Origin of the sequence: Cellulomonas massiliensis JC225, assembly GCF_000312005.1 — a bacterium.
GTDB lineage: Bacteria > Actinomycetota > Actinomycetes > Actinomycetales > Cellulomonadaceae > Cellulomonas > Cellulomonas massiliensis.
The window spans coordinates 2,904,055-2,910,428 of the sequence record NZ_HE978588.1 but is presented as its reverse complement, the minus strand read 5'-3'; the positions used below and the strand labels follow the sequence as shown (position 1 = coordinate 2,910,428).

Genomic DNA, 6,374 nt, shown 5'->3' with positions numbered 1-6,374 from the left:
CTCGCGCTCGCCGCGCCCGTGCCGTGGGCGCTCGCGCTCGGCGTCGTCGTCGCCGGGCTGCCGTGCGCGCCGGCGCTGGCGGCGATCAACGCGGCGCTGGTCGCGCTCGTCCCCGAGCACCGGCGTGGCGAGGTGATGGGCTGGAGCGGGACCACGGCGACCGTGGGCAACGCGCTGGGCGCGCCGGTGGTCGGGGCGGTCGTCGACGGCGTCAGCGCCGCGGCGGGGTTCGTGTGCGCCGCCGTCGCCGGGCTCCTCGTCGTCGGTGCCGGCGTCCTCGTCCGGCGCGGCGCCCGCCCGGACGAGGACGAGCCGTCCGCCGACGGGCCGTGCCCGCCTGCGCCGGACGCGGTGCCGGCGGGCGTGGGGCCGGAGGCGGCCCTGCCGCGTCCCTGAGCTGGACCAGCGGTCCGGTCAGGGACGGAGAAGCCGCACGTCGGTGGCGGCCCCTAGTCTGGCCCGCATGCCGACCTCGACCACGCCCGGGACGACGACGACCCGCGCCGCCGCGGACAGCCACGACCTCATCCGCGTGCGCGGTGCGCGCGAGAACAACCTGCGCGACGTGGACGTCGACCTGCCCAAGCGGCGGCTCACCGTGTTCACGGGCGTCTCCGGCTCGGGCAAGAGCTCGCTGGTCTTCGCGACCATCGCCGCGGAGTCCCAGCGCATGATCAACGAGACCTACTCGACGTTCGTGCAGGGCTTCATGCCGACGCTCGCGCGGCCCGACGTCGACGTGCTCGACGGCCTCACGACGGCGATCATCGTCGACCAGGAGCGGATGGGCGCGAACGTCCGCTCGACCGTCGGCACCGTGACCGACGCCAACGCGATGCTCCGCATCCTGTTCAGCCGGCTGGGCCGGCCGCACGTCGGCTCGGCCCAGGCGTTCTCGTTCAACGTCGCGTCGGTGAGCGGCGCGGGCGCGGTCTCGTTCGAGCGCGGGGGCCGGCAGACCAAGGAGCGCCGGGAGTTCACCGTCACGGGCGGCATGTGCCCCCGCTGCGAGGGGCGCGGGACGGTCCAGGACTTCGACCTCACCGCGCTGTACGACGACACGAAGACGATCCGCGAGGGCGCCCTCACAATCCCCGGCTACTCGATGGACGGCTGGTACGGGCGCATCTTCACCGGGTGCGGCTTCTTCGACCCCGACAAGCCGGTGCGCGACTTCACGAAGCGCGAGCTGGACGCGCTGCTGTACAAGGAGCCGACCAAGATCAAGATCGAGGGCATCAACGTCACCTACGAGGGCCTGATCCCGCGGATCCAGAAGTCGTTCCTCAGCAAGGACGTCGACGCGATGCAGCCCCACGTCCGGGCGTTCGTGGAGCGCGCCGTGACGTTCCGCACGTGCCCCGACTGCGACGGCACGCGGCTCAACGAGGCGGCGCGTTCGTCGAAGATCGCCGGCGTCAGCATCGCCGACGCGTGCGCGATGCAGATCAACGACCTCGCGGGGTGGGTGCGCGGCATCGACGACCCGTCCGTCGCGCCGCTCGTCACGGCGCTCGGCGAGACGCTCGACTCCTTCGTCGAGATCGGGCTCGGGTACCTCAGCCTCGACCGCCCGTCGGGCACGCTGTCGGGCGGCGAGGCGCAGCGCACGAAGATGGTCCGCCACCTGGGCTCGTCGCTCACCGACGTCACCTACGTCTTCGACGAGCCGACGATCGGGCTGCACCCGCACGACGTGCAGCGCATGAACGAGCTGCTGCTGCGGCTGCGCGACAAGGGCAACACCGTGCTCGTCGTCGAGCACAAGCCCGAGGCGATCGCGGTCGCGGACCACGTCGTCGACCTCGGGCCCGGCGCGGGCAGCGAGGGGGGCTCGGTCTGCTACGAGGGTCCCGTGGAGGGCCTGCGCACGAGCGGCACGCTGACGGGTCGGCACCTCGACGACCGGGCGCGCCTCAAGGAGTCGGTCCGCACGCCGAACGGGGCGATCGAGATCCGCGGGGCCAGCACCCACAACCTGCAGGGCGTGGACGTGGACGTCCCGCTCGGCGTCCTGGTCGTCGTGACGGGCGTCGCCGGCTCCGGCAAGAGCTCGCTCGTGCACGGCTCGCTCGCGCGGCGCGAGGGGGTCGTGACGGTCGACCAGGGGTCCATCCGCGGCTCCCGGCGCAGCAACCCGGCGACGTACACCGGCCTGCTCGAGCCCGTCCGGAAGGCGTTCGCGAAGGCGAACGGCGTCAAGCCGGCCCTGTTCAGCGCCAACTCCGAGGGTGCCTGCCCGGCGTGCAACGGCGCGGGGGTGATCTACACCGACCTCGCGATGATGGCCGGCGTCGCCACGACGTGCGAGGAGTGCGAGGGCCGGCGCTTCCAGGCCTCCGTGCTGGAGTACCGGCTGGGCGGCAAGGACATCAGCGAGGTGCTGGCGATGCCCGTGACCGAGGCGGAGCGGTTCTTCGCCGAGGGCGAGGCGCGCACCCCCGCCGCCCACGCGGTGCTGGAGCGGCTGGCCGACGTGGGGCTGGGCTACCTCACGCTCGGGCAGCCGCTGACGACGCTGTCCGGCGGCGAGCGCCAGCGGCTGCGGCTGGCGACGCACCTCGGCGAGTCCGGCGGTGTCTACGTGCTCGACGAGCCGACCACGGGGCTGCACCTCGCCGACGTGGAGCGGCTCCTGGGTCTGCTGGACCGTCTCGTCGACCAGGGGAGGTCGGTCGTGGTGATCGAGCACCACCAGGCCGTCATGGCGCACGCCGACTGGATCATCGACCTCGGCCCCGGAGCGGGGCACGACGGCGGGCGAGTCGTCTTCGAGGGGACACCGTCGGCGCTCGTCGCCGACCGGTCGACGCTGACGGGGCAGCACCTGGCGCGCTACGTCGGCGCCTGAGACCGGCTCAGGAGACGGGGCCGGTCCACTTCTCGCCCGGGCCCTCGCCCGGTGCGTCCGGGAACGGCGACGCCTCGCGGAACGCGAGCTGCAGGGAGCGCAGCCCGTCGCGCAGCGACCGGGCGTGCTGGTTGCCGATGTCGGGCGCGGAGGCGGTGACGAGCGCCGCGAGCGCGGTGATGAGCTTGCGCGCCTCGTCGAGGTCGAGGTACTCGGCGCCCGAGCCGGACGGTCCGTCCTCGGCGAGCCCGCACTTCACGGCGGCCGCGCTCATGAGGTGGACGGCCGCCGTGGTGATGATCTCGACGGCGGCGACGTCGGCGATGTCGCGCGTCGCCGAGGCGTCGAGGTCGGGGGAGTCGGTCATGCAGCGATCCTCTCACCGCCCGGACCGACGACGGGACGGCCCCCGTGCCCGCCACGGGGAGCGGGGGCCGTCGTCGGTCGTCAGGCGGAGGGCAGCGTCGCCGTCGCCGGGGTCCCCGTCTCGACCGGGGCGACGCCGGCGAGGGCGGCCCGCAGCGCGGCGCCGAGGCCGGCGTCGACGTTCGTCCAGTAGCGGATCGCCCGCTCACGGATGTCGTCGCTCTTCACGCCGCCGACGTGCCCGGTGATCGTCGCCAGGAACCGCTCGCGCGCGGCGTCGTCGAACACCTCGCGGTAGAGCGTGCCGGCCTGGCCCCAGTCGTCGTCCTCCGCGTGCAGCGCCGCGGCGGAGCGCGTGAGCTCCCCGTCGATCTCCCAGCCGCCGTCCGTCGCCCGCGCCGGGTCGGCGGCCGGGCCGCCGACCGAGTTCGGCGCGTAGACCGGGGTGCTCGCGGACGCGAAGTGGAACCGGGCGGCGCCGTCCTTCGAGTACGAGTGCACCGGCGCCTTCGGAGCGTTCACCGGCAGCTGGGCGTGGTTCGTCCCGACGCGGTACCGGTGGGCGTCGGCGTAGGAGAAGATGCGCGCGAGCAGCATCTTGTCCGGGCTGGCCGCGATGCCGGGCACGAAGTTGCTCGGCGCGAACGTGGCCTGCTCGATCTGCGCGAAGTAGTTCTCGGGGTTCCGGTTGAGCTCCATCTCGCCGACCTCGACGAGCGGGTAGTCCGCGTGCGGCCACACCTTGGTGAGGTCGAACGGGTTGAAGCGGTAGGTCTTCGCGTCCTCGTACGGCATGACCTGGACCGAGAGCGTCCAGCGCGGGAAGTCGCCCGCCTCGATGTGCTCGTACAGGTCCCGGATGTGCACGTCGGCGTCCGACCCCGCGAGCTGGGCGGCCTGCTCGGCCGTGAGGTTGTCGATGCCCTGCTGGGTCTTGAAGTGGTACTTGACCCAGAACCGCTCGCCCGCGGCGTTGATCCACTGGTAGGTGTGCGAGCCGAAGCCGTCCATGTGGCGCCAGGAGCTCGGCAGGCCGCGGTCGCCCATCAGCCACGTCACCTGGTGGGCCGACTCGGGCGAGAGGGTCCAGAAGTCCCACTGCATGTCGTTGTCGCGCAGGTGCGAGCCCGGCAGGCGCTTCTGGGAGCGGATGAAGTCGGGGAACTTGATGCCGTCGCGCAGGAAGAAGACCGGCGTGTTGTTGCCGACGAGGTCGTAGTTGCCCTCCGACGTGTAGAACTTCAGCGCGAAGCCGCGCGGGTCGCGCCAGGTGTCGGGGGAGCCGAGCTCGCCGGCCACGGAGGAGAAGCGCGCGAGCATGTCGGTGTGGACGCCCGGCTGGAAGAGCGCGGCCCGGGTGTACGCGGAGACGTCCCCGGTGACCCGGAACGTGCCGAACGCGCCGCCGCCCTTGGCGTGCACGACCCGCTCGGGCACGCGCTCGCGGTTGAACTGCGCGAGCTTCTCGACGAGGTAGTGGTCGTGCAGGACGATCGGGCCGTCCGTGCCCACGGTCAGCGCGTGCGCGTCGGAGGCGACGGGGGCACCGGCGTTCGTCGTCGTGGGGGGCACCTGGGACATGGAGTTCCTCTCCGTGGTGGGGCGGGCGCCGCGGGTGTGGCGCTCGTCGGGTGCGGCCGCGCTCAGCGGCGGCAGGCGGGGCACAGGCCCCAGTAGGTGACCTCGGCGGTCTCGATCGAGAACCCGGAGGTCGAGGAGGGGACGAGGCACGGCGCGTGGCCGACGGTGCAGTCGACGTCGTCGATCGCCCCGCACGAGCGGCACACCACGTGGTGGTGGTTGTCGCCGACGCGCCGCTCGTACCGCGACGGGTGCCCGGCGGGCTCGATCCTGCGCAGGAGCCCCGCACCCGTGAGGGCATGGAGCACGTCGTAGACCGCCTGCACGGAGACCTGGGGGAGCCGCTCGCGCACGGCGGTCAGCACCTGGTCGGCGTCGAGATGACCGTGACCGTGCAGCGCCTCGAGCACGGCGAGGCGGGGAGCGGTGACCCGCAGCCCGGCCTCGCGCAGCAGCACCTCGTCCATGCGGCACACCCGATCACGTTTTCTGGAACGGTTCAAGTCTCGGGTCGCCCGCGCGTCGCGGGGACCGGGCCGTGCGGCGAGGTCGGCGGGGGCGTCTGGTAGAGTTGTCCCACGACTGACCTGGGTCCCCGGGAAGGCGCCGCGACGCGGCGCACGACCGAGGGCCCGGGCGCACAAGCGGAGATCCTCTCCCACCCGAGCATCGACCGTCCCGCACCGCGGGCGACAGAGGCCGGGTCACGGTCCGCGCACCGATCGGTTTCCGGTCGGGGCGTCGCCACGGCGTGCCGTGGTGGCCAGCGCGGACGGTCAGAGGCCCTCCTCCTGTGCCCAGGACGAGGGCCTTCCTCGTTCTCGGCGGTCGCCCACCACGACACGAGGAGCCTCAACATCAGCGAGCCCCGCATCAACGATCGGATCCGCGTCGCCGAGGTCCGCCTGGTCGGCCCGAACGGCGAGCAGGTCGGCATCGTCCGCGTGGAGGACGCACTGCGCCTGGCCCAGGACGCCGACCTCGACCTGGTCGAGGTCGCGCCGGACGCCCGCCCGCCCGTCGTCAAGATCATGGACTACGGGAAGTACAAGTACGAGGCGGACATGAAGGCCCGCGAGGCCCGGCGGAACCAGACCAACACGGTCCTCAAGGAGATCCGCTTCCGGCTCAAGATCGACCCGCACGACTACGGCACCAAGAAGGGCCACGTCGAGCGGTTCCTCAAGGCCGGCGACAAGGTCAAGGTCATGATCATGTTCCGCGGTCGCGAGCAGTCGCGCCCGGAGATGGGCATCCGCCTGCTGCAGCGGCTGGCCGAGGACGTCGCCGATCTCGGCTTCGTCGAGAGCTCGCCGAAGCAGGACGGCCGCAACATGATCATGGTGCTGGGCCCGGTGAAGAAGAAGGCCGAGCAGAAGCAGGAGCAGCGTCGGGCGGCCCAGGCCGCCGCGCAGCGCGAGGCGAACGCCGAGGCCGCGAACGCCCAGGCGGCCGCCGCGCCGCAGGGTGACGTCGAGGCTCCGGCGGTGGAGCAGGCTCCGGCCCCCGCACCGGCGGCCGCCGAGCAGGCTCCCGCCCCTGCCGAGGCCCCGGCCCCCGCCGCGAGCGAGGCGCC

General features: G+C 73.0%; 6 protein-coding genes. 3 read left to right on the top strand and 3 right to left on the bottom strand.

What is annotated here, in order from left to right:
• On the top strand, window positions 1-396 hold a 396-nt coding region (locus HGCM_RS13740; RefSeq protein ID WP_026075479.1), incomplete at its 5' end, for an MFS transporter.
• Between the two features lie 67 nt (window positions 397-463).
• Complete coding sequence (locus HGCM_RS13735) at window positions 464-2,851, top strand: ATP-binding cassette domain-containing protein (RefSeq protein WP_019137410.1); 2,388 nt, start codon at window positions 464-466, stop codon at window positions 2,849-2,851.
• Window positions 2,852-2,858: 7 nt separating this feature from the next.
• Here HGCM_RS13735 and HGCM_RS13730 read toward each other — a convergent pair whose 3' ends face one another.
• The 3 genes from HGCM_RS13730 to HGCM_RS13720 all read right to left on the bottom strand — a co-directional run bounded on the left by HGCM_RS13730 (window position 2,859) and on the right by HGCM_RS13720 (window position 5,265).
• Window positions 2,859-3,218 (bottom strand): DUF1844 domain-containing protein, encoded by a 360-nt coding sequence (locus tag HGCM_RS13730; RefSeq protein WP_019137409.1) that lies wholly within the window; start codon window positions 3,216-3,218, stop codon window positions 2,859-2,861.
• 80 nt (window positions 3,219-3,298) lie between these two features.
• Entirely contained in the window at window positions 3,299-4,798 is a 1,500-nt protein-coding gene (locus tag HGCM_RS13725; protein ID WP_026075478.1) for a catalase, read from the bottom strand.
• Between the two features lie 62 nt (window positions 4,799-4,860).
• Window positions 4,861-5,265 (bottom strand): Fur family transcriptional regulator, encoded by a 405-nt coding sequence (locus HGCM_RS13720; protein ID WP_019137407.1) that lies wholly within the window; start codon window positions 5,263-5,265, stop codon window positions 4,861-4,863.
• Between the two features lie 390 nt (window positions 5,266-5,655).
• Between HGCM_RS13720 and infC the strand changes: the two genes are divergently transcribed.
• Window positions 5,656-6,374: translation initiation factor IF-3 (infC, locus tag HGCM_RS13715; protein WP_081596469.1), on the top strand; the 719-nt coding region annotated here is incomplete at its 3' end.